Source organism: Sphingobium subterraneum, assembly GCF_014199435.1.
Classification (GTDB): domain Bacteria; phylum Pseudomonadota; class Alphaproteobacteria; order Sphingomonadales; family Sphingomonadaceae; genus Sphingobium; species Sphingobium subterraneum.
Genome location: NZ_JACIJP010000004.1, coordinates 110,302 through 131,777 on the forward strand (window position 1 = coordinate 110,302; position 21,476 = coordinate 131,777).

General features: G+C 64.7%; 19 protein-coding genes. 14 read left to right on the forward strand and 5 right to left on the reverse strand.

All coding sequences use genetic code 11. The annotated features are described in order from the left end of the window. Nucleotides 1–56: 56 nt before the first annotated feature. The 11 genes from FHS92_RS12545 (at nucleotide 57) to FHS92_RS12595 (ending at nucleotide 10,718) form a co-directional block, all read left to right on the forward strand. The gene (locus tag FHS92_RS12545; RefSeq protein WP_184081072.1) at nucleotides 57–815 is read left to right on the forward strand and encodes a 16S rRNA (uracil(1498)-N(3))-methyltransferase; all 759 of its coding nucleotides are present in this window, start codon (nucleotides 57–59) and stop codon (nucleotides 813–815) included. Between the two features lie 87 nt (nucleotides 816–902). Continuing rightward, nucleotides 903–2,276 carry a glutamate--cysteine ligase gene (locus FHS92_RS12550; protein ID WP_184081073.1) on the forward strand — a complete coding sequence of 458 codons (1,374 nt, stop codon included), beginning with the start codon at nucleotides 903–905 and terminating at the stop codon, nucleotides 2,274–2,276. Nucleotides 2,277–2,293: 17 nt separating this feature from the next. Next, nucleotides 2,294–3,238, forward strand: coding sequence for a tetratricopeptide repeat protein (locus FHS92_RS12555; RefSeq protein WP_184081074.1), 945 nt, complete (start codon nucleotides 2,294–2,296; stop codon nucleotides 3,236–3,238). Between the two features lie 53 nt (nucleotides 3,239–3,291). Then, nucleotides 3,292–3,753: a Fur family transcriptional regulator gene (locus FHS92_RS12560; protein WP_184081075.1), complete on the forward strand. Its 462-nt coding sequence runs from the start codon at nucleotides 3,292–3,294 to the stop codon at nucleotides 3,751–3,753. A 78-nt stretch (nucleotides 3,754–3,831) separates the two neighbouring features. Next, nucleotides 3,832–5,760: a 1-deoxy-D-xylulose-5-phosphate synthase gene (gene dxs / locus FHS92_RS12565; RefSeq protein WP_184081076.1), complete on the forward strand. Its 1,929-nt coding sequence runs from the start codon at nucleotides 3,832–3,834 to the stop codon at nucleotides 5,758–5,760. Between the two features lie 13 nt (nucleotides 5,761–5,773). Beyond that, entirely contained in the window at nucleotides 5,774–6,298 is a 525-nt protein-coding gene (locus FHS92_RS12570) for a protein tyrosine phosphatase family protein (RefSeq protein WP_184081077.1), read from the forward strand. Then, nucleotides 6,295–6,990, forward strand: coding sequence for a nicotinate-nucleotide adenylyltransferase (locus FHS92_RS12575; protein WP_184081078.1), 696 nt, complete (start codon nucleotides 6,295–6,297; stop codon nucleotides 6,988–6,990). Before FHS92_RS12570 ends, FHS92_RS12575 begins: the two co-directional genes overlap by 4 nt. A 79-nt stretch (nucleotides 6,991–7,069) precedes the next feature. Then, on the forward strand, nucleotides 7,070–7,405 hold the full coding sequence (gene rsfS / locus FHS92_RS18380; protein WP_281377822.1) for a ribosome silencing factor: 336 nt from the start codon (nucleotides 7,070–7,072) through the stop codon (nucleotides 7,403–7,405). A gap of 105 nt (nucleotides 7,406–7,510) precedes the next feature. Then, the gene (locus FHS92_RS12585; protein WP_184081080.1) at nucleotides 7,511–7,933 is read left to right on the forward strand and encodes a 23S rRNA (pseudouridine(1915)-N(3))-methyltransferase RlmH; all 423 of its coding nucleotides are present in this window, start codon (nucleotides 7,511–7,513) and stop codon (nucleotides 7,931–7,933) included. 4 nt (nucleotides 7,934–7,937) lie between these two features. Beyond that, entirely contained in the window at nucleotides 7,938–9,161 is a 1,224-nt protein-coding gene (locus FHS92_RS12590; protein ID WP_184081269.1) for a murein hydrolase activator EnvC family protein, read from the forward strand. 198 nt (nucleotides 9,162–9,359) lie between these two features. Next, nucleotides 9,360–10,718 (forward strand): S41 family peptidase, encoded by a 1,359-nt coding sequence (locus FHS92_RS12595; RefSeq protein WP_184081081.1) that lies wholly within the window; start codon nucleotides 9,360–9,362, stop codon nucleotides 10,716–10,718. 190 nt (nucleotides 10,719–10,908) lie between these two features. Here FHS92_RS12595 and rlmN read toward each other — a convergent pair whose 3' ends face one another. Then, entirely contained in the window at nucleotides 10,909–12,153 is a 1,245-nt protein-coding gene (rlmN, locus tag FHS92_RS12600) for a dual-specificity RNA methyltransferase RlmN (RefSeq protein ID WP_184081082.1), read from the reverse strand. A gap of 54 nt (nucleotides 12,154–12,207) precedes the next feature. Between rlmN and FHS92_RS12605 the strand changes: the two genes are divergently transcribed. Beyond that, the gene (locus tag FHS92_RS12605) at nucleotides 12,208–12,618 is read left to right on the forward strand and encodes a low affinity iron permease family protein (protein WP_184081083.1); all 411 of its coding nucleotides are present in this window, start codon (nucleotides 12,208–12,210) and stop codon (nucleotides 12,616–12,618) included. On the opposite strand, the gene FHS92_RS12610 is transcribed toward FHS92_RS12605, so the two are convergent. Further along, on the reverse strand, nucleotides 12,615–13,103 hold the full coding sequence (locus FHS92_RS12610; protein ID WP_184081084.1) for a hypothetical protein: 489 nt from the start codon (nucleotides 13,101–13,103) through the stop codon (nucleotides 12,615–12,617). The genes FHS92_RS12605 and FHS92_RS12610 overlap by 4 nt on opposite strands. Nucleotides 13,104–13,292: 189 nt before the next feature. Between FHS92_RS12610 and dnaN the strand changes: the two genes are divergently transcribed. Beyond that, nucleotides 13,293–14,405 (forward strand): DNA polymerase III subunit beta, encoded by a 1,113-nt coding sequence (dnaN, locus tag FHS92_RS12615; protein WP_184081085.1) that lies wholly within the window; start codon nucleotides 13,293–13,295, stop codon nucleotides 14,403–14,405. Between the two features lie 146 nt (nucleotides 14,406–14,551). Here dnaN and FHS92_RS12620 read toward each other — a convergent pair whose 3' ends face one another. From FHS92_RS12620 to FHS92_RS12630, 3 genes are all read right to left on the reverse strand, one after another. Beyond that, nucleotides 14,552–15,265, reverse strand: a complete 714-nt coding sequence (locus FHS92_RS12620) for a DsbA family protein (protein WP_184081270.1) — start codon at nucleotides 15,263–15,265, stop codon at nucleotides 14,552–14,554. Nucleotides 15,266–15,333: 68 nt separating this feature from the next. Then, complete coding sequence (locus FHS92_RS12625) at nucleotides 15,334–16,653, reverse strand: M48 family metalloprotease (protein WP_246351994.1); 1,320 nt, start codon at nucleotides 16,651–16,653, stop codon at nucleotides 15,334–15,336. Nucleotides 16,654–16,820: 167 nt separating this feature from the next. Next, nucleotides 16,821–19,532, reverse strand: coding sequence for an Rne/Rng family ribonuclease (locus FHS92_RS12630; RefSeq protein WP_221231042.1), 2,712 nt, complete (start codon nucleotides 19,530–19,532; stop codon nucleotides 16,821–16,823). A 605-nt stretch (nucleotides 19,533–20,137) separates the two neighbouring features. Between FHS92_RS12630 and FHS92_RS12635 the strand changes: the two genes are divergently transcribed. Next, nucleotides 20,138–21,439, forward strand: a complete 1,302-nt coding sequence (locus tag FHS92_RS12635; protein WP_184081086.1) for an N-acetylmuramoyl-L-alanine amidase — start codon at nucleotides 20,138–20,140, stop codon at nucleotides 21,437–21,439. The last annotated feature ends 37 nt before the right edge of the window (nucleotides 21,440–21,476 follow it).

A 21,476-nucleotide genomic window follows, 5' to 3' on the forward strand; every position in this document is an offset into this window, starting at 1 on the left:
ACTTGGGCGTCCGCTAACGGCATTAGGGGCGTCCTGCATTTTTGGAAAGCATACCGATGCCCGCAACCCCCGCATGGCCCCCACGCAGCGCGCCGCGCCTCTATGTCGACGCGGAGCTGGGGGAGGGGATAGCGGTGCCTGTCGATGGCAACGCCGCGCATTACCTGCTTTCGGTCATGCGCGTGGCGGAGGGGGACTGCGTGCTCCTGTTCAACGGTCGCGATGGCGAATGGGCGAGCCGCGCCTCCAGCATTCGCAAGCGCGACCTTGTGCTCGTCTGCGTCGAACAGACCCGCCCTCTCGAAAGCGTGCCGGACCTCTGGCTGTGCGCGGCGCCGATCAAGAAGGGGCGGATCGATCTGGTCGCTGAGAAAGCCTGTGAACTGGGCGCGGCGGTGCTGCAACCGGTGCTCACGCGCCGCGCCGTGGTCGACAAGCTCAACCTCGATCGGTTGCGCGCCCATATGCAGGAAGCCGCCGAACAATGCGGCCGCACGATCCTGCCTGAGCTAAGAGAAATGGTGAAACTCGACGCGTTGCTGCGCGACTGGCCAGCGGGTCGCCACCTGTTCTTCGCGGACGAAACGGGCGGGCAGCCCATGCGCACCGCCTTTGCGAACCATAGTGGCCCTGCTGCGTTTCTCATCGGACCGGAAGGGGGATTCGATAGGGAGGAACGCGCAGCGATCCGTGCGCATCCTGCTGCCGTCCCGTTGTCGCTCGGGCCGCGCATTCTGCGGGCCGAGACGGCGGCCATCGCCGCTGTCGCCTGCTGGATGGCGGCCAATGGCGACTGGGCGGGTCACGGGTGCTGAACGCCAGATGAGTTTTTTATTGCAATGGAATTGATCGCTGCCATCGCCACGGCTATGGGACGAGCCCGTCAAGGATGAGGCAGGACGATGAGTACACGAACCGAATCCGGCGGCGATGATCCCATCATCGAAAGCGAAGACCAGCTCGTCTCGCTGTTTGCGGGCGGCGAAAAGCCGCAGGCGCGCTGGCGCATCGGCACCGAGCACGAAAAGTTCGTCTATTCGGTCAAGGATCACCACGCGCCGAGCTACGAGGAAAAGGGCGGAATCCACACCCTGCTGATTGGCCTGACGCGTTATGGCTGGGAACCGATCTTCGAGGGCGAAAACATCATCGCGCTCGCCGGATCGGACGGCACGATCAGCCTGGAACCTGCGGGCCAGCTCGAACTCTCCGGCGCGCCGCTCGAAAATCTGCACCAGACCTGCGCCGAAACCGGCCGCCACCTGGAGCAGGTCAAATATGTCGGCGACATGCTCGGCCTGGGCTTTTTGGGTGTCGGCATGTGGCCGGACAAGACCCGCGCCGAACTGCCGATCATGCCCAAGGGCCGCTATGGCATCATGCTTCAGCATATGCCCCGCGTCGGATCGATGGGTCTGGACATGATGCTGCGCACCTGCACGATCCAGACCAACCTCGATTACGCGTCGGAAGCGGACATGGTGCAGAAATTCCGGGTCAGCCTCGCGCTTCAGCCGCTGGCGACCGCGCTGTTCGCCAATTCGCCCTTTACCGAAGGCAAGCCGAACGGCTTCCTCTCCTACCGCAGCCATATCTGGTCGGACACCGATCCGGCACGCACGGGCATGTTGCCCTTCGTGTTCGAGGACGGGTTTGGTTACGAACGCTACGCCCAATATGCGCTCGATGTGCCGATGTATTTCGTCTTCCGCGACGGCAAATATATCGACGCGTCCGGGCAAAGCTTCCGCGACTTCCTGAAGGGCAAGCTTCCCGCGCTGCCCGGCGAGTTGCCGAGTATGAGCGACTGGTCGGATCATCTTTCCACCGCCTTCCCCGAAGTGCGCCTCAAGAGCTTCCTCGAAATGCGCGGCGCGGATGGTGGGCCGTGGGGCAGCATTTGCGCGCTGCCCGCGTTCTGGGTGGGCCTGCTCTATGACCAAGGGGCGCTCGACGCCGCTTGGGATGTGGTAAAGGGCTGGTCGATGGACGACCGGCAGGCGCTCCGCGACAGCGTGCCGCGGCTGGGATTCGACGCACCGATCGGGCAGGGACGCACCCTGCGCGACATTGCGGGCGAGGTGCTCGACATCGCCCATGCGGGCCTCGCGTCGCGTGCGCGCCTCAATGATGTCGGCGATAACGAGACCGGTTATCTTACGATGCTGCGCGAAATCGTGGCACGGGGGAAGACGCCCGCCGAAATGCTGCTTGACCGGTACCACGGCGAGTGGAACGGAGACGTCAGCCGCGTATACGCGGAGGAAAGTTTCTAAACACCGGGGGCAGGGGAATGAGCGAGACAGGCAGCACGCGTCCGTGGGGACGGATCCTGCTCGGTGGGGCCGTCGCCGTCGCGCTTGTGTCCGTCGGCTATGCCGTGTCGCGTGACCGCTCTGATGCCCCGCCCCCCGTGTCGACTGCGTCGCCCGCGCCTTCTGCCGCCGCAGACCCCGAGGCGGTCATCCGCCAGCTTCAGGAGCGTGTCGGCGCGAACCCCAAGGATGCGGAAGGGTGGCAGCAGTTGGGCTGGGTCTATTTCGAGACAGCCCGCTATGCCGAAGCGGCCCGCGCCTATCGCCGCGCGACTGATCTCGTTCCCGGCAACGCGACCTTCTGGTCCTCGCTCGGCGAAGCGTTGGTGATGGCGGACGAGCGCGACCCGATGCCCGCTGATGCTGCAAAGGCCTTCGACCGTGCGCTCGCGATCGACGCGAAAGACCCGCGCGCGCGCTATTTCCTTGGCGTGCGCAAGGATTTGGGCGGCGATCACACGGGCGCGCTCGACGTCTGGTTCGCGCTGCTGGCGGACACGCCGCCCGGCGCACCGTGGGAGAAGGATTTACGCCGGACGATCGAGCAGGTCGGCAAGATCAACAGTATCGACGTGGCGTCCCGGCTCGCTGCCATCACACAGACGGCACCACACCTCGACCTCCCCAATCCGGTCGCGACTGCTGCCATTCCCGGGCCCACCACCGGCCAGATGCAGGCTGCCGCGTCCCTGCCGAAGGGGCAGCAGGATCAGATGATCCAGGGTATGGTCGACAGTCTTGAAGCCAAGCTCAAGGGCAATCCCGGCAACGTCGACGGCTGGATCATGCTGATGCGCAGCCGCATGACGCTGGGCGAAACCGGCAAGGCGGCTGGTGCGCTTAAGTCTGCGATCGCCGCGAATCCTGCTCAGGAAAAGCGCCTGCGTAGCGAAGCCGCGCTCCTTTCCGTGCCGGGCGCCTGACGCGCACATCCACGGCTCTTGTGTCCGCCCCCCACCAGGCCTAGATTACACTCATGGGTCAGCACCATCATCACCACGAATTTTCCGGCGATTCGCTTGCCGCTGCCGCGCAACGGGCGCTGGAGGACAAGGGCGAGCAATGGACGCCTATGCGGGCCGCCATCTTCGATGCGCTTGCCGGAGAGAGCAAGCCCGCCTCCGCCTATGATATCGCCGATGCCGTGTCGAAGGCGCGCGGCAAGCGTGTTGCCCCCAACAGCGTTTACCGCATCCTCGACCTGTTCGTGACGACCAACCTCGCGACGCGGGTCGAAAGCGCCAACGCCTATCTCGCCAATGCGCATCCCGGTTGCTTGCACGATTGCATCTTTCTCGTCTGCAAGAGCTGCGGGCAGACCACCCATGTTGATGACGACGCGCTTACCTCGAACGTGCGCGCCCGCGCCGGGGCGGAGGGTTTCGCTGCCGACCGCCCGGTTATCGAAGTGCTCGGGACGTGTGTGGACTGCGCCTGACGCCCCCTTTTTTCAGGCAACTTCATTCGACAGCGGCAGGCAAAAGGGCTATTGGGGGCTTTGGAGACCGAAATTTCGATGGACCATCGCCCCACTACGCCCCTGCTTGATCAGGTGAACGTTCCCGCCGATCTGCGTGCATTGAAGCCCGAACAACTTCGCCAGCTTGCTGATGAACTGCGGCAGGAAACGATTTCGGCGGTGGGCGTCACCGGCGGCCATCTGGGTTCCGGTCTGGGTGTGGTAGAGCTGACGACCGCTATCCATTACGTCTTTAACACGCCGCAGGACAAGCTGGTGTGGGACGTCGGCCACCAATGCTATCCGCATAAGATTCTGACCGGCCGGCGCGACCGCATCCGTACACTGCGGCAGGGTGGGGGGCTGTCCGGCTTCACAAAGCGGTCCGAGAGCGAATATGATCCGTTCGGCGCTGCGCACAGCTCGACCTCTATCAGTGCTGCTCTGGGCTTTGCGATCGCCAATAAGATGCAGGGCCGCCCCGGCAAGGGCATCGCCGTCATCGGCGACGGCGCGATGTCGGCAGGCATGGCCTATGAGGCGATGAACAACGCGCGCGACGCGGGCAACCGCCTGGTTGTCATCCTCAACGACAACGACATGTCGATCGCCCCGCCGGTCGGTGGCCTGTCCGCCTACCTCGCCCGTTTGGTGTCGAGCCGGGAATTCCTGACCGTGCGTGACGTGCTGCGCAAGCTCGCCCGCAAGTTGCCCCGTCCGCTTCATAGCGCTGCGAAGAAGACCGATGAATTCGCGCGCGGCATGGCGATGGGCGGCACCCTGTTCGAGGAACTGGGCTTCTATTATGTCGGGCCGGTCGACGGGCATAATCTCGATCAGCTTATCCCCGTGCTGGAAAATGTGCGCGACGCCGCCGAAGGGCCCTGCCTCGTCCATGTCGTCACGCAAAAGGGCAAGGGCTATGCCCCGGCGGAAAACGCCGCCGACAAATATCATGGCGTGCAGAAATTCGATGTCGTCACCGGTGCGCAGGCGAAGGCCCCGCCGGGACCGCCCAGCTACACCAATGTCTTTGCCCAGGCGCTGATTGCCGAGGCCGCACGTGACCCGAAAGTCTGTGCCATCACAGCGGCCATGCCGTCCGGCACGGGTCTCGACAAATTCGCCGACGCTTATCCTGATCGAACTTTCGATGTCGGGATTGCGGAGCAGCATGCCGTCACCTTCGCGGCGGGCCTCGCAGCCGAGGGGATGCGCCCGTTCTGCGCGATCTACTCCACCTTCCTGCAGCGCGCTTACGATCAGGTCGTGCATGATGTGGCGATTCAGAATCTGCCGGTACGCTTCGCGATGGACCGCGCCGGTCTGGTGGGCGCGGACGGATCGACCCATGCGGGCAGCTTCGACATCACCTATCTCGCCACGCTGCCCAACATGGTGGTGATGGCGGCCGCCGACGAAGCCGAACTGGTCCACATGGTCCACACCTGCGCGCTGCACGACAGCGGGCCGATCGCGGTCCGCTATCCGCGCGGTAACGGTACGGGCGTTGCGCTGCCTGCCACGCCGGAACGGCTCGAAATAGGCAAGGGCCGCATCGTGCGCGAAGGCAAGAAGGTCGCGATCCTCTCGCTGGGCACCCGTCTGGAGGAAGCGCTGAAGGCTGCCGATGCGCTCGACGCGCGCGGGCTTTCCACTACGGTTGCCGACCTGCGGTTCGCCAAGCCGCTGGACGAGGCGCTGATTCGCCGTCTGCTCACGATCCATGACGTTGCCGTGACGGTGGAAGAGGGCGCGATCGGCGGCCTTGGTGCTCATGTGCTGACGCTCGCCAGCGATGAAGGGCTGACCGACGCGGGGCTGAAGCTGCGCACGCTGCGCTTGCCCGACATCTTCCAGGATCAGGACAAGCCCGAGAAGCAATATGCCGACGCAGGGCTGGACGCCGCCGGGATCGTCACCACTGTGCTCACCGCGCTGCGCCACAACAACACCGGCATCGAAGAAGCGGGAGCCCGCGCCTGATCGGCGACCGCACATGCTGAACACCCTGCGTACCGTCGTCCGTTTCTGGCTTAGTCGGTTGGAACGTTGCACCGGCCGTTCTCTGTTGCCCGCCCGGGTGGAAGCGATCACCAACTATCACCGGATCGACGACCGGCTCGCGACGGGTGGTCAGCCGAATGTGGCGCAGATTGATGCGATCGCGAAAGCCGGTTATCGCACGGTCATCAATCTCGCCCCCTCTTCCTCCCCCAATGCGCTCCCGGACGAGCAGGCGCTCATTGAAGCGGCGGGGATGGCCTATATCCACATTCCCGTCGTTTGGGCGGATCCGACGCAAGCGGATTTCGACCGCTTCTGTACGGTGATGGCCGAACATTCCGGCGAGCGCGTATTCGTCCATTGTGCCGCCAACATGCGAGTCTCCGCATTCATCTATCGCTATCGTCGGGACGTGCTGCGCGAGGTTGATGCGATCGCGCGCGCCGATCTCCATCGCCTGTGGCAACCGACCGGCGTGTGGGCAGAATTCATCGCGCTTCGCGGCTCGTCGCAATGAGCAGCGCGCGCCGCATCGGCCTGCTCGGCGGATCGTTCAACCCGGCGCATGGCGCGCACCGGGCAATCTCGTTGTTCGCGTTACAGGCGCTGGCGCTCGATGAAGTCTGGTGGCTGGTCTCTCCCGGAAATCCGCTGAAACCCGGCAAGGACATGGCGCCGTTGCCTGCTCGACTCGCCCGCGCCCGCGCGGTCGCGCGCCGTGCGCCAATACGCGCAACTGCGATCGAGGCGCAGCTTGGCACGCGCTACACCGTCGACACGCTGCGCGCGCTCCAGCGTCGTTACCCCCGCAAGCGCTTCATTTGGCTGATGGGCGGCGACAACGAACAGCAGTTCGGCCAGTGGAAGGACTGGCGCGGCATAGCCCGCACCATGCCCATTGCCGTGATCGCCCGTCCGGGCTATGATGGGCGCGTTCAGGGTTCATCGGCCATGAACTGGCTGCGGCGCTTCGTCCGGCCCGCGCGCCATTGCAGGAACTGGACGGACTGGAGACCGCCGGCGCTCGTGCATTTGCGCTTTCGCCCTGATCCACGATCGGCGACCCTGCTCCGGCAGGCGGACCCCCTCTGGCATCGCGAATATGATGGGGTGTGGGTGCGCGATCCGCTCACCCATGCCCTTGTAACGCCGGTTTCCGGCACCATGTCCGGGAATGCCCCGGCCAACCACAGGAGTGACATTGACTAGCGCCCAACCCGCCGCTCACCCGGCACCCACGGCTTCCCCGGCCCGCGCACCCGCTGCGCAAGACGATTCGGTCGCCGCCCTGCACGCCCTCGTGCTGCAATCGCTCGACGACGATCAGGCGCAGGAAATGGTCACCATCCCGCTCGAAGGCAAAAGCAGCATCGCCGATCATATGGTGATAGCGAGCGGCCGTTCGTCGCGGCAGGTCGCGACCATGGCGCAGAAGCTCGCCGAACGGATCAAGCGCGAGACCGGCCGCATCGCGCGGATCGAGGGACTGCCCGTCGCCGACTGGGTGCTGGTCGATGCGGGCGATGTCATTGTCCATCTTTTCCGCCCGGAAGTGCGCAGCTTCTACAATCTCGAACGCATGTGGGGCTTCGTCGACGACGCGCCGGGGGCGGTTGCGAATTGAATCCAAGCCCCGTTCGGGCTGAGCCTGACGAAGCCCTGTACTTTCTGACACGAGAAGTGCAGCCCTTCGACAAGCTCAGGGCGAACGGTAAGGAGAGCAGGGGGCATGCTGCTGCACATCATTGCGCGGGGCAAGATCGGCCGCTCGCCTGAAAGCGAACTCGTTGACCGCTATCTGAAGCGCGTCACTTGGCCCACCCGCATCACCGAACTGCCTGACACCGGCGGCAAGGTTCCTCCGCCCACCACTCCCTCCGTCACGGTGCTGCTCGATGAAAAGGGGCAACAGCTCACCTCGATGGAACTGGCCCGTCGCATGGAGCAATGGCGCGATACGGGAATGCGCGAGTGCCGCTTCCTGATCGGCGCAGCGGATGGCTTCGGGGACGCCGAGCGAGCGGGGGCCGACCTTCTTATTGCCTTCGGTCGTATGACCTGGCCGCACATGATGGCGCGCGCCATGCTCGCCGAACAACTCTGGCGCGCAACAAGCATCCTTGCCAACCACCCCTATCATCGCGAAGGATGATACGATGCGGGGCGGGTGGATCTTGGCGGGCGGACTGGCGGGCAGCGCACTGCTCGGCTGTGCCGCGCTCGCGCAGGATATCGTCACCACCGGCCACGCCACCAGCATCGCGCGGGAACAGCAGGCGCTGCGCGACGCCAACGGGCAGGGCCGTGAAGCCCGCGCCCGCGCTCTGCGTCTTGATGCGCAGGCCAAGCGGGCCACCGCGCAGGCCGATCGCGCCCGCGCGCAGGCCGCAGCGCTCGCTGCCCGCATCCAGGAAAGCGAAGCCGCCATCCGCGCCGGGCAGGCGCGCATTTTCATCATCAACCGGCTGACCGCGCAGCAGGCCGCCCGCCTCGCCACGCAACAAGGACCAATCGTGCGCCTCACCGCGGCATTGCAAAGCCTTGCCCGCCGTCCTCCGGTGCTTGCGCTGCTCCAGCCGGGCAGCATGAGCGACGCGGTGCACATGCGCTCTGTTCTCGCCGTCACCCTGCCGGAGATCGAGCGCCGCACCGCGGGCCTTCGCGCCGAACTCGCCCGCAGCCGTCAGTTGCGCGCGATGGCGGTGCAGGCGAACGACGCCCTGGGGGCCAGTCAGCGCGCGCTCGCCAGCCAGCAGCAGCAGCTCCGCCGCATCGAGACCGAACGCCGCCTCGCGGCGCGTGGCCTGTCCTCCAACGCCACACTCGAAACCGAACGCGCTATCGCGCTGGGCGAGAAAGCGCGCGACATCGCGGAACTCATGGATACGCTGGAGGACGCAGGCGCGGTGCGAGACGACCTCATCAGCCTGCCCGGCCCGGAACTGCGTCCCGATCGCCCCGGCAGTACGGCCACGCCCTCGGGCGAGGTGCGGGTCACGAACAACCGCGCCCCGGCCTATCGTCTGCCGCTGGTCGGCGCGCTGGTTACCGGAATGGGGGAAATGTCCGACAGCGGTATCCGCGCGCGGGGCCTCACCATCGCTGCGCAGCCCGGCGCGCAGGTTGTTGCACCGGCCGGCGGTCATGTCGCCTTCGCGGGTTTTTACCGAGGCTTCGGCCAGATTGTTATCATCGACCATGGGCAGGGCTGGACCAGCCTTGTCACCAATCTTGGCCGCCTGTCGGTCGCGGCGGGGCAGGGTGTGGCGCAGGGCGACCCGATCGGCACCGCGACGACGGCCGTTGCCCCGTCCGTCACGGTCGAATTGCGGCGGCAGGGGCGGCCTGTGGATATCGTCGCGATGCTGGGCGCGCGGTAAGGGTATAGGCCTACGCTACCCCGTTCGGGCTGAGCTTGTCGAAGCCTCGTATTTTTCTTCAAAGTAAGTGCAACCCTTCGACAGGCTCAGGGCGAACGGGTATTTTTGATTCGGAGTGGAATCTCCAAACTCCCGCTTTGCGCCCGCGCGTTTATGTCCCTATATTGGCGCGCAGATCGTCATCAGGACCACCGCTTCATGAAATCCGTGCTGCTTCGTAATGCTATTGCTCTGGGCGCGCTGGCGCTGATACCCGCGACCACCGCCGCGCTCGCCGAAGCGGAGGGCAACAGCTATGCCGCGCTCGACGAGTTCATGGATGTGTTCCAGAAGGTCCGCAGCGACTATGTTGAGAAGGTCGATGACGAGACGCTGATCAAGGGCGCGATTTCCGGCATGCTCGCCAGCCTTGACCCGCACAGCAGCTTCCTCGACACCAATGATTTCGCCAATCTGCGCACCCAGACGGAGGGCAGCTATGGCGGTCTGGGGCTCTCCGTCACGATGGAGGACAGCGCGGTCAAGGTCATCGCGCCGACCGAGGATACCCCCGCGTTCCGCGCCGGGATCAAGGCGGGCGACTATATCACCCATCTCGATGGCGAGCTGATCTATGGCGGTACTCTCGATGAAGCGGTGCAGAAGATGCGCGGCAAGCCTGGCACGCCTATCAAGCTCACCATCGTACGCCCCGGCCGCGACAAGCCGATCGAGGTGACGCTGGTTCGGGAGATCATCGATATCAAGCCTGTCAAATGGCAGGTGAAGGACAATATCGGCGTCATCAAGATCATCAGCTTTTCCAATCAGACCGGCGCGGATGTGAAATCGGCGATCAACAGCATCAACAAGTCGCTGGGCCGCAGGCCGGTCGGCTATGTGCTCGACTTGCGGTCCAACCCTGGCGGCCTGCTCGACGAAGCTGTGTCGGTGTCCGACGTGTTCCTCGAACGCGGCGAGATCGTGTCCCAGCGCGGACGGCAGAAGGGCGACATCGAGCGCTATTACGCGAAATCGGGTGACGATACGCAGGGAGCGCCGGTCATTGTGCTGGTCGACAACGGATCGGCCTCAGCATCGGAAATCGTCGCGGGCGCCCTGCAGGATCAGCATCGCGGACTTGTCATGGGCGAACGGAGCTTCGGCAAGGGCAGCGTGCAGACGCTGCTGCCGCTCTCCGCCACCACCGCGCTGCGCCTCACCACTGCGCGCTATTACACGCCATCGGGCCGCAGTGTTCAGGAAGGTGGGATCAAGCCCGACATCCGCGTGCCGCAGATTTCCGATCCTGACTACAAGACGCGCCCCAAATTCCGCGAAAGCGACCTGCGCCGCCACCTGATCAACGAGATCAAGGCCAACGACCCGACGCTGGAAGAGGACGCCAAGGAAGATCCCCGCTTCGCGATGACTACCGAAGAGCTGAAGAAGAAGGGCATCGACGACTTCCAACTCTGGTACGCGACCCAGACGATCGGCCGCCTCGCCACCACGCCGGTGCCTGCTGCTAAAACGGCTGGAACCAAGGGCGCGGCGAAGAAGGTCGCATCGCGCTGAACGTCATGCCAGCGTGGGCTGGCACATCGGGCATTAATGCCCGCGTCAACCAGCCGTTCGCCCTGAGCCCGTCGAAGGGCCGTACTGTTCTTTAGGAAGGACTCGGCTTCGACAAGCTCAGCCCGAACGGGGGTGGGAGCCAGCCGGAGTTATGGGCCTGAGATACCAACCTGCGCTGGTATGACAAAGGTCACCCCAACGCCGCCTGCTTTTCCTCCGCCAGTCGGTCCAGCTCCGCGCGGCTCATTTTCTGCGCCTGCGTCTTCAGTTGCCCGCACGCCGCCGAGATGTCGCGCCCGCGGGGAGTGCGCACCGGGGCGCTGATCCCGCTTTCGAAGATGATCTCGGAAAAGCGTTTCACCCGTTCGGGGCTGGAACATTCGTAGATCGCGCCCGGCCACGGGTTGAACGGGATCAGGTTGACCTTAGCGGGCAGCTTGTAATGGCGGATCAGCCGCACCAGCTCGCGCGCGTCGGCATCGCTGTCGTTTTTGTCCTTCAGCATCACATATTCGAAGGTAATGCGCCGCGCGTTGTTCGCCTTGGGATAATCGGCGCACGCCTGCAGCAGCTCCTCAATCCCGTATTTGCGGTTGATGGGGACGATCTCGTCGCGGACTTCCTTGGTCACCGCATGAAGCGAGACGGCGAGGTTGACGCCGATTTCTTCGGCCGCGCGCGCCATCATCGGCACCACGCCGCTGGTCGACAGCGTGATGCGCCGCTTGCTGAGCGATAGTCCGTCGCCGTCCATCACGACCTTTAGCGCGTCGCGGACATTCTCGAAATTGTAGAGCGGCTCGCCCATGCCCATCATCACGATGTTGGTCAGCATCCGGCCATCGGCGGTGTATTGGGGGGCGTCGTCATCGTCCTCGTCGGTCCCCGCCGCCATCGTGCCTTTCGGCCATTCCCCCAGCGCGTCGCGCGCCAGCATGACTTGCCCGACGATCTCGCCCGGTGTCAGGTTGCGCACCAGCCGCATCGTGCCGGTGTGGCAGAACCGGCAGTTGAGCGTGCAGCCGACCTGGCTCGACACGCAGAGCGTCCCCCGGTCCGCATCGGGGATAAACACCATCTCGTAATCCTGCCCATCGTCGGAGCGCAGGAGCCATTTCCGCGTGCCATCGCTCGACACCTGCGCCTCGACCACCTGCGGCCGCCCGATGACGAAGCGTTCCGCCATCCACCCGCGCATCGGCTTGGCAAGATCGGTCATCCTCTCGAAGTCCGTTTCACCGCGATGATAGAGCCAGTGGAACAGCTGTTTCGCGCGCAGCTTCGCTTGCTTCGGCTCCAGTCCCTTGTCCTCCAGCTCCGCACGGATCTGCTCGCGTGACAGTCCGAGCAGGTCGCTGCGTCCATCGGCGCGGGGGGTAATCGTGCGGGGCACGGGAACTGGATCGATATGACCGGGTATTTGCATGGTGGGCATATAGAAGCGCGGAAGCCAACCCGCCACCCCTTTCACCCGTTGAAGGAAAGCCGCATGGATCGTTTCTTCACCCGCATCTCCACCGCTGTGTCTTCTGCCGTAGGCCAGCCCTGGGCGTTTATCGTCGCGCTGTTGTTCATTATCGTCTGGGCGCTGTCAGGCCCGCTGTTCGGCTTTTCGGATACGTGGCAGCTGGTGGTCAACACATCGACCACGATTGTTACCTTCCTGATGGTGTTCGTCATCCAGAACAGCACCAACCGGGATGCCGCCGCGATGCAGGCGAAACTCGACGAACTGATCCGCGCCGATGATGACGCGCGCGACGCCTTCATCGGCATCGAGCATATGACGGACGCGCAGCTCTGCAAGATTCGCGAGGCGCTGGAGAAGGAGGTGCAGGCCCGCGCCGAAGAGGCCGATGTCGCGCGCGACGCCGTGTCCCGCCTGATCCGCCGGTTTTAACCCCCCGCGCAGCCGATCGCCGCCGCGTCCATCGCCGTGGCCGCGCCGCGCAGCGTGTAGGTATCGGCAAAGCCACGACCGTCACGCCCAGTCGCCGCCACGCTCATGCTCTTGGCGCTGCGCATCGCGGCGAGGATGGCGGCATCAGCCCGCTTGTCCGGCGCCCAGGCATCGGCATTGCCCGCCACAAGCGCAAAGCGCCGGTCGCCGATGCTCAGCGTCGTCTGGGTATTGGGCGCGCGCTGGCGCGACAGCCGGATGTGAATCTGACCGCGCACGCCCTTGCGCGGCCATGTGCCGACGCTGGCAAAGGGACGCCACGCCGCTGAGGTTGACGCTTGTGCGGGCGCGGCAATCGCGTAGCAGCGCGGTACGGACGCATCGCGGAACGCCGCCCAGCGGTCGAACACGCCGAGCGAATCGCGCGCCGAAGCGCTTCCCACCGGGACGAGAAGCACTATCAGGAACAGAGGGACCGCCTTCATTCCTCCCGGCAAAGCGCACATCGTCATGATTTGCAAGCATGGCGCACGTCTATCCACAAGGAATCTGCCTCTCCCGCTTGCAGCCGCGCGGATTGTTGTTCATGAAGACAGCGCAGGAAATAGCCCCCCGATCCGAGAATCGGGTTCCACAGGGTACAGGCCATTGGGTACAGGGAAGCGGGACTAAGAATGAAGGCAACCATCGAACGCGCTACGCTGCTCAAGAGCCTGAGCCACGTCCAGTCGGTGGTTGAGCGCCGCAATACCATCCCCATCCTTTCCAACGTGCTGATCGAAGCGGCGGCCGACGGCACCATCCGTCTAATGGCGACCGACCTCGACTTGCAGATCGTCGACAGCGTGCAGGCGCAGGTCGAAGTAGCGGGCGCGACCACTATCTCCGCGCACACTTTGTTCGACATCGCGCGCAAGTTGCCGGAGGGCAGCCAGGTTTCGCTCGAGGCGGCCGAGGGCAAGATCCTGATCCAGGCAGGCCGCGCGCGGTTCAACCTCTCGACTTTGCCACGTGACGATTTTCCGGTGATTGCGGCGGGCGACCTGCCCACCAGCTTCGAGCTGCCCGCGAGCACGCTGATCCAGATCATCGACAAGACTCGCTTTGCGATCTCGACCGAAGAAACGCGCTATTATCTCAACGGCATATTCTTCCACGTCTCGGAGGACCCGCAGCCGGTGCTGAAGGCCGCCGCCACGGACGGCCATCGTCTCGCCCGTGTCACCGTGCCCCGCCCTGATGGCGCGGAAGGGATGCCGGACATCATTATCCCGCGCAAATGCATCGCCGAGCTGCGTAAGCTGCTTGATGAGGTCGACGGCAGCGTCGAAATCTCGCTGTCGGCCAGCAAGATCCGCTTCGGCATCGGCAACGCGATCCTCACCAGCAAGCTGATCGACGGCACCTTCCCGGATTACAGCCGTGTGATCCCGACCGCGAACGACAAGCTGCTCAAGATCGACCCGCGCAGCTTTGAAGAAGGCGTCGATCGCGTCGCCACTATCGCCACCGAAAAGACCCGCGCGGTCAAGATGGCGCTGGATCGCGACAAGATCACGCTGTCCGTCACCAGCCCGGAGAACGGCACGGCGGCGGAAGAAGTGCCCGGCGACTATCGTTCGGACACGTTCGAGATCGGGTTCAACGCGCGCTATCTGCTCGATATTCTCGGCCAGATCGACGGCGATGTCGTGGAACTCCACCTCGCCGACGCGGCCGCCCCGACGCTGATTCGGGAGAACGACAAGTCGCCCGCGCTCTACGTCCTCATGCCCATGCGGGTTTAGGGACTCTCAGTTCTGGAGCATAGCCTTTCGCCCTGAGGTGGGACTGAGTTTATCGAAGTCCCGTATCGAAGGGCCGATGCTTCGATACGCCATTTCGACATGCTCAATGACACTCAGCACGAACGGACTGATGGAAAGCAAAGAGGTCACTTCCGAGCTTTGTCCACCGCGTCCTTGAGCGCGTCATAGCCCACCGCGCCGTTGAGGATCTGGTTACCCACCACAAAGGTCGGCGTTCCGCTCGCGCGCAGTTCCTGCGCCAGCGCGACATTGGCTGCGATCTCGCGGTCATAGGCCGGGTTGGTGAGCGCCGCCTCTGCGCTCTTGCGGTCGATCCCGACCCCGGCCGCCGCGGCCATGATTGTTTCCCGCGTCACGCGTCCGGCATTATACAGCGCTTTGTGAAACGGCACATAGCGCCCCCGCTCGGCGGCGAGCAGCGAGACCTTGGCCGCCTCGGCGCTTTCGGCCGACAGGATCGGCAGCTCGCGATAGACGACCTTCACCTTGGGGTCGTTGACCACCAGCTTGGCCAGATCGGGCAGCGACGCCCGGCAATAACCGCAGGCATAGTCGAAGAATTCCACCACCGTGACATCGCCGTTCGCGGCACCTTCCCACGCGCCCGCATAGGGCGTCTCGATCGCGCTGCGCTTGGCGGAGATCGTATCGCCGGTCCGCTTGGCGCTCAGCCGTTCCATCGCCTCAGGCAGGATTTCCGGGTGGGCGAGGATATAGTCGTGCACGATCCGCTCGATCTGTTCGCGCTGCAAACCACCGACCTGCGCGGCTGGAGCCGCCGTCTGTACTGCCAGCGCCGCCGCCGATCCCGCCGCCACCGTCACCAAAATCCCCAGCATGATCTGTATCGTCCTGTTTGAAAGTGCCGCGCCCAAGCCCGGCCGTTCGCGCTCGTCGCCCGGTGCGCTCATTTGCCCTTCTTCTTTTTCTTGGTCGCGTCGAGTTCCGACCGGGCTACCATCGCAATGTCCTGCGCGCGCAGATAATCGGTCGTCCCTTCTTTGAGACCCGCCATTGCCGCCTCGGCACTGCGCAGCGCGACCGGATAGTCGCCCATCATCGCCCGGCTTTCCGCCGTTGCCAGCGCGGCGCGGGGCATGTCGCCGCGATGCTCGTAGATGACGCCCAATTGATACCAGGCGAAGGGATTTTCCCGGTCCTTGTTGACCGCCGAGCGCAGCACAGCCTCGGCTTCCGCGAAATTCTTCGGGTCTTCGGTGGCGATCAGCGCGTGGCCGAGCAGCACGGCGATCAACGGCTGGCTTCCCGTCGTCCGGACCGCCTCACGCAACGGTGGGATCGCATCGGCGGGTCGACCGCTTTCCAGCAGCACCTGCCCGCGCAGTTCGAGGAAATAGGGGTCGTGCGGCGCGGCCCTCAGCAGCGCGTCGGTCTCCGCCAGCGCCTTGTCGGGATAGGCGCTCTTGTGCCACGCATAGGCGCGCGCATAATGCGCTGGAATCGTCTGGTCGCTCTCGGGATAGATACGCAGCGTCTGTTGCGGGTCGGAGACGAAGCCGAACAGCTTCGCCTTGATGCGCTGGAAACGCGCCTCCATTTCGGGTGGTGTCTTCGCATTCCAAGCCGCGTCCGGCTCATAGGCCTCGCGCATGATCGCGATCCGCTCGCCGGTCAGCGGGTGGGTGCGCGCATAGCCATCGTCCTGCGGGATCGCGAGCCGGTATTCGAGGTTCTGCAATTTCTGCATGAACGCGATGGATCCCTTGCCGCTGATCCCCGCCTTGCTGAGATAGCGTGCCCCCGCCGCGTCGGCGCTGGCTTCCTGTGTACGGGAAAAGGCGAGATATTTGCCCATCGCCGCCTGCTGGCCAGCGGCCATGACGCCCATCCCGGCCTCGCCGCCGCCCGCCGCCATGACCGCAGCGCCGAGCACGAGGCTGAGCAGCGTGATACCGGTCGCCGCCTTCATGCCCTCGCCCGAGCGGATGATGTGTCCTCCCTCGATATGGCCCAGCTCGTGCGCGACGACGCCCTGTACCTGGTTCAGGTTGTCAGCGGCGGTGAACAAGCCGCTGTGAATCCACACGATTTGCCCGCCCGCGACAAAGGCGTTGATTTCTGGATCGTTGATGAGGAGCACCTGTACATTGCCCGGCGCAAGCCCCGCCGCCTGCACCAGCGGCGCGGACGCGTCGGCCAGAAACGCCTCGGTCTCGGCATCGCGCAGAATCTGCTGCGCCATCGCGGGACGGGCGACCAGCGCCATTGCGAGCAGCAGCGCCGCAACCGCGCGAACCAGACGGAGCAAGGGAGCAGGGAAGGGGTAGGGGTAGGGGTAGGGGTAGGGCATCGTGGCGCTCATGCCCGCGTCAACCTGAACAGGCCGTGACGCGCCCGCATGCCTCCCGAGAGGAGCGGGCGCGTCCACAGATATCAGTTGCCGAAGGTGCGCTGCCACCAGCCACGCCGGGGCGGGCCGTCGTCTTCTTCCTCGGCCTGCGCGGATCCGGATTCCGCCAGTGGGGCGGTCGCCGTCTCTGCGAGCGGGGCGGGTTCGACCTCCGCGTCGGCTGGAGCGGATGTCACCACATCTCGTGCCGGTGCGGCGTCCAGAGCGATGGCGTCCGCCTTTTTACGGCGCGTGCGCTTGGGCTTGGCATCCGCCTCGGGTGCAGCTTCGGCTTCAGCCGCTGCTGCTGGCGCTTCCGGAGCCGTTTCCGCAGCCGGAGCTTCCACGGCAGCATCAGCCTTTTTGCGTCGCGTCCGCTTGGGCTTTGCCTCGGCTTCCGGGGCAGCGTCTGCCTCGGCTGCCGGTGCGGCCTCGGGAGCCTCCGCTTCGACCGCCGGAGCGGTTTCGGCATCCGCCTTGCGGGCACGGGGACGACGGCGCGTCTTGGGCGTCGCTTCCTCGGCGGAGGCAGCGGTCTCCCCTGCATCCTCGGCTATCGGCTGCGCATCTACGCTCGCTTCGGCGTCGCCTGCGTCATTGGCCGCTTCCTCGGTACCCTCGGTAGCCTCTACGGCACCGGCCTCGCCACCGGCACCGCGTCTGCGACGGCCGCCGCGACGGCCACGCCGGTTACGACGGCGGCTTTCGCCCGCTTCGCCACTTTCCTCGCCCTCGACTGCGTCGACCGCTTCACCGTCCTGCTCTTCGCCATCGGCGTTCTGTGCTTCGGTGCGTTCGCCACGCTCCTGCCCAGCGCCGCCCTGGCCTTCGCCTTCCTCGCGGCGTCCGCCACGACGGCGACGACGGCGACGACGGCGACGGTTGGCGTCCTGCTCTTCCGGACTTGCGCCCGATTCCCGATCTGCGCGGGCTGCGGCTTCTTCCGCTTCCTCGTCTTCCAGATCCTCGTATGGCAGGTCTGCGTCGTCTTCCTCTTCGTGCACGATCGGCGTGTAGCTGACGACCTGCGTCGGGCGCGGGCCGCTGGCCTCGACCGACATGCGCGCGCCCTCGACTTCGCCGTCCGACAGGATGGTGATCATCACGCCATAGCGGTGCTCGATCTCGCCGATCTCATGCCGCTTGTTGTTGAGGACGTAGAACGCCGCTTCCTGGCTCGCGCGCAGGGTGATGATCGATCCCTTGCCGCGCGCCGCTTCCTCTTCGAGCATGCGCAGCGCGGAAAGGCCTGCCGACGATGCCGTGCGGACAAGGCCGGTGCCCTCGCAATGCGGGCAGACCTTGGTCGACGCTTCCAGCACGCCAGTGCGCAGGCGCTGGCGGCTCATCTCCATGAGGCCGAAGCCCGAAATACGGCCCACCTGAATGCGCGCCCGGTCGTCCTTCAGCGCATCCTTCATCGCCTTCTCGACCTTGCGGACGTTGCCATTGACCTCCATGTCGATGAAGTCGATGACGACCAGCCCGGCCATATCGCGCAGGCGCAACTGGCGGGCAATCTCGCGCGCGGCCTCTAGATTGGTCGCAACCGCCGTCTGTTCGATGCCATGCTCGCGCGTGGAACGGCCGGAGTTGATGTCGATCGACACCAATGCCTCAGTCGGGTTGATGACCAGATAGCCACCGGATTTCAGCTGCACGACCGGATTGTACATCGCGGCGAGCTGGTCCTCGACCCCGTGCCGCTGGAACAGCGACACAGCGTCGGCATATTGCTGCACCTTGCGCGCGTGGCTCGGCATCAGCAGCTTCATGAAGTCCTTCGCTGCGCGATAGCCTTCCTCGCCCTCGACCATCACCTCGTCGATGTCGCGATTGTAGATGTCGCGGATTGCACGCTTGATAAGGTCGCTGTCGTTGTGGATCAGCGCGGGTGCTTCGCTCTTCAGCGTCTTCTCGCGGATCTCGTCCCACAGCCGCGCGAGGTAGTCGAAGTCGCGCTTGATCTCCGTGCGGGTGCGCTGCAAGCCCGCCGTGCGCACAATGCAGCCCATCGACGGCGGCAGGCTCATCTCGGCAATGATGGACTTCAGACGCTTGCGGTCGGCCGCGTTGCTGATCTTGCGCGAAATCCCACCGCCATGCGACGTGTTCGGCATCAGCACGCAGTAGCGGCCCGCGAGCGAGAGATAGGTGGTCAGCGCCGCGCCCTTGTTGCCGCGCTCTTCCTTGACGACCTGCACCAGCAGCACCTGACGGCGGCGGATGACATCCTGGATCTTGTAGCGACGGCGCAGCGCCATGCGGCTGCGGCGTAGCTCATCGGACGCTTCGTCGTTCGCGCCACGACCCCGGCGGCGGTTGGGGCGAGGGGCTTCCTCGCCGCTTTCATCCGCACCTTCGGCATGCTCATGGTCGTCATGCGCATCGTCATGGTCATGCTCTTCGTCATGACCCTCGGCCGCTTCGTCGTCGGCGTCGTCGCGCAGTGCGGCTTCCTCGGCGGCATGACGCGCTTCCTCGGCGAGCAAGGCTTCGCGGTCTTCCTTCGGGATCTGGTAGTAATCCGGGTGGATTTCGGAAAAGGCCAGGAAGCCATGACGATTGCCACCGTAATCGACAAACGCCGCCTGAAGCGACGGTTCGACCCGCGTGACCTTGGCTAGATAGATGTTTCCCTTGAGCTGTTTGTGCTCGGCGGATTCAAAATCAAATTCCTCGATCCGGTTTCCCTTGACGACCGCGACACGGGTTTCTTCCCGGTGGCGCGCATCGATCAGCATACGCATATTCATTCATTATACTCCCGGCATGGCGGGGTCGGGATGTCGCCCGGCGGGCCATGCGATTGACAGGGGACGGCTCCACGCCGCGTGCCGAAAGGGGCACGCGCGCGAGCGACGTCCGGTTATTGTGACGAACTTTTGCCTCTGCTGCATGGTCATGGTCGGCGATGGTGCCGGACCGGAAAAGCGCCAGCCATGCCCCGGCGCCCATCGCAGGGCTGGGGTTGGACTGGGAAAAATGACTCATGCGGCGTCAACCTGTTGAATATCGCGGCCGCTGTCCGCATCCGGTCAGCGCGCGATTATGATGGTTCCCTGTGCCGCTCGCGGATTGCGAAGGACGCGGGAACCGGTCATGGCTAGCACCAGTGGGGACCATGAGCAACATGCGGTGGTGTTTTTTTGGTCCACCGCCCGCGAACTCGTGGGTTTTCGGGTGCTTCATTACGGTTACAGGCGAAAGATGAATAAATTTCTTCTCTAGGGATGTGGTGAAGTTCTTATTAACCATGACCTTTTACATCGGTCACGGTGGCCCGAGTGGGCCGAGACGGCGTGCGCGAACGATCCAGACAGGATTGGACACCCCGCCAACGAAGGGTGAGGCAGGACGAATGACTTTCCGCTGGACGGCACAGGGCGCGATTGGGCAATGTCGCGGGATGATCCCCGCCCTTGCCGCTCTCGCGCTGACGACCGGTCTGCTGTTCACGGCTACTCCTGGCATTGCCGGAGAGATCACCGGGCTGAATCTGAATGGGGACGAACTTGTGCTGCGCTTCGATGCGCCGGTTTCGGGTGCGTCCGCGCTGGTGCTGGATGGCCCCCGTCGCATCGCGCTCGACATCGACGGCGTCAACGCGCCGCGTACCGCGGTCAGCCGCGCCAGCGTCAACAGTGCGCGCGTCGCCAATGTACGGCAGGGGCAATATTCCAGCACGACAGCGCGCATTGTGCTGGATCTTACCGAGCCGGCTGTGCTTGCCTCGGCCCGTTTTTCGCCTGATCGGCGTTCGCTGACGGTTGCGCTGCGCGATGTTGATGCCGCCGGATTTTCCAGCGCCGCCGCCAGAGGACGCAGCCCGATCGCCACACCGGACACCGCACTCGTACCAGTGATCGATTTCGCGCGACCCCCGCGCCAGACCCACAGCATCACCGTGCCGATCCCGGCGGCCGGACGGCCACTCGCGTTGCCGCGCATCTATGGCCCCGCCGAACCCGGCCGCCCGCTGGTCGTCATTGACGCTGGCCATGGCGGGCATGATCCCGGCGCGATCAACAAGGAAAGCGGCAAGCGCGAGAAAGATATAACCCTCGCCATTGCGCGGAGCATCCGGGACGAGCTGGTCAAGTCGGGCCGTGTGCGCGTCGCCCTGACGCGCGAGGACGATCGTTTTCTGGTGCTTCAGGAGCGCTATGGTATCGCGCGCAAAATGAACGCCGACCTGTTCATTTCCATCCACGCCGATTCGGCCGACACCAGCGAAGCGAGGGGCGCAACCATCTACACCCTGTCGGAAACCGCGTCCGACCGCGAAGCCGCCAGGCTCGCGGCGCGCGAGAACCGGGCCGATGTCATCAACGGCGTCAATCTCGGCGGGCAGAGCAGCGACGTTTCCTCGATCCTCATCGATCTCACCCAACGCGAGACAATGAACGTCTCGGCCGATTTCGCGCAATTGCTCCAGCGTGAGGCGTCCCCCTATGTCGCCTTCCGTCCCGGCTATCACCGTTTTGCCTCGCTCGTCGTCTTGAAGGCGCCGGACATGCCCTCGGTGCTGTTCGAGACCGGCTATATCAGCAACGCGCAGGACACGGCCAAGCTCTCCTCCGCCGCAGGCCAGCGCCAGATCGCGCAGGGCGTTGCCAAGGCGATTGAAGTCCACTTCGCCCGCCGCCTGGCCATGAACTAGATTTGGCTCATTCCCGACTAACCTAGCACTGGCCAAG